This is a genomic window from Mycoplasma todarodis, from assembly GCF_004335995.1.
Lineage (GTDB): Bacteria > Bacillota_I > Bacilli_A > Mycoplasmatales > Metamycoplasmataceae > Mycoplasma_K > Mycoplasma_K todarodis.
In genome coordinates, this window is record NZ_PSZP01000062.1 from 1 (window position 1) to 1,815 (window position 1,815).

The 1,815-nt window shown below is 32.8% G+C and carries 1 protein-coding gene; it reads right to left on the reverse strand.

Going from position 1 to position 1,815, the window contains the following annotated elements; translation table 4 throughout:
* Window positions 1-164 precede the first annotated feature (164 nt).
* Window positions 165-1,815 (reverse strand): DNA gyrase/topoisomerase IV subunit B (locus C4B25_RS04550; protein WP_131613961.1); only part of this gene is annotated, 1,651 nt, incomplete at its 5' end.

Below are 1,815 nucleotides of genomic sequence, written 5' to 3' on the forward strand. Positions count from 1 at the left end.
ACGAACAACTAATTTTGGTGTATCGGCAACCTTATCTATCATTGGTCTAGTTGCTAAATAATTATACACACAAAACATTAATAGTCAAGAAAAAAAGTTAGTAAATAATCATTTAATGCATATATAAGGGCAAAAATAATGCGATTATTCGCATTATTTTAGTTTTATTGTTGGAAAGAATCTTCCATAGTGAATTCAACATTATCATCAATTCACTTCTTACGAGGCTCAACTTTATCGCCCATTAATGTAGAAACACGTCTCTCGACAATCGCTGCATCTTCAACTCCAACTTGTATTAAAGTTCTTGTTTTTGGATCCATAGTAGTTTCTCATAATTGGTCAGCATTCATTTCTCCAAGTCCTTTATAACGTTGGATGTCAGCTCCCTTATGCTTTTCTAATAGCACTTTTAAAGTTTCATCATCTCATGCATACTCTTCCACATTAGTCTTTGCAGTTTTTTTAGATACCTTATATAAAGGAGGCATTGCAATATAAACCATACCAGCTTCAACTAGAGGTCTCATATATCTAAAGAAGAAAGTTAAGAGTAATGTTTGTATATGCGCACCATCGGTGTCAGCATCGGTCATTATAATAACTTTGTGATATTGGGCATCTTTAATATTAAACTCAGCACCAATACCAGCACCAATTGTATTAATCATCGTCCCAATTTCTTCATTTTTAAGAATATCTATTAATTTAGCCTTTTCAGTATTGATAACTTTACCCCGTAAAGGAAGTATCGCTTGTGTTTTTCTATCTCTACCTAATTTAGCAGAACCACCAGCGGAATCACCCTCAACCAAGAATATTTCTTTATCTTCTGGTTTTCTAGCTTGCGCAGGAGTTAATTTACCTGAAAGTATTTTAGATTTATTTAATTTTGATTTTGTTTTACGAGCATCGTTTCTAGCTTTTCTAGCTGCATTACGTGCATCAGCAGCTCTTTTTACTTTATTTACGATAATATGTGCTACTTTTTTATTCTCTTGTAATCAGAAGCCTAATTTTTGTGTAATTATAGAATCAACAACTTCTCTTGCTTCAGGAGTTCCTAATTTATCTTTTGTTTGTCCAACAAACTCAAGAATTTTTTCTGGAACCCTAATAGAGATAATGGCAGTAAGACCCTCTCTAATATCTGATCCTTCCAAGTTTTTATCTTTTGTTTTAATTAAACCTTGCATTCTTGCATACTCATTAATAGCTTTAGTTCATGCTGTCTTAAGAGCTGTTTCATGCGTTCCACCATCTCTGGTTTTAACATTATTAACAAAAGAAATTATTGTGTCTTGATAAACATCTGTGTATTGGAAACCTATCTCAACTTCAATTCCTTTAGATTCTCCAGTAAAATGAACTGGTTTCTTGTTAATTTTTGTTTTTGAAGAGTTAACAAAATCAACAAATGCTTCAATACCATTAGAATAATTGAATGTTTCATTTTTTTGTTCTGGCTCAGACTTAACGGAAATTTCTACACCAGAAACTAAAAACGACGCTTCCCTAAGTCTTTCAGCGATCTTTTCGTATTTGAAACTTAAGTTATTAAAAATTGAATATTCAGGTCAGAATCTAATTCTTGTACCTTTTTTTGTGGTAGGTCCTACTTTAACGGTATTTGTTGTAATGTTTCCACCTTCTTCAAAAACAGTTAAATATTCAAACCCTTCCTTATATACCCTTGCCTCTAATTTAGATGACATTGCATTAACAACAGAAGACCCTACACCATGTAGACCCCCAGCTGTTTTATATGCACCTTCGGAAAATTTACCTCCGGCATGTAGTTCTGTAAAAATAAGT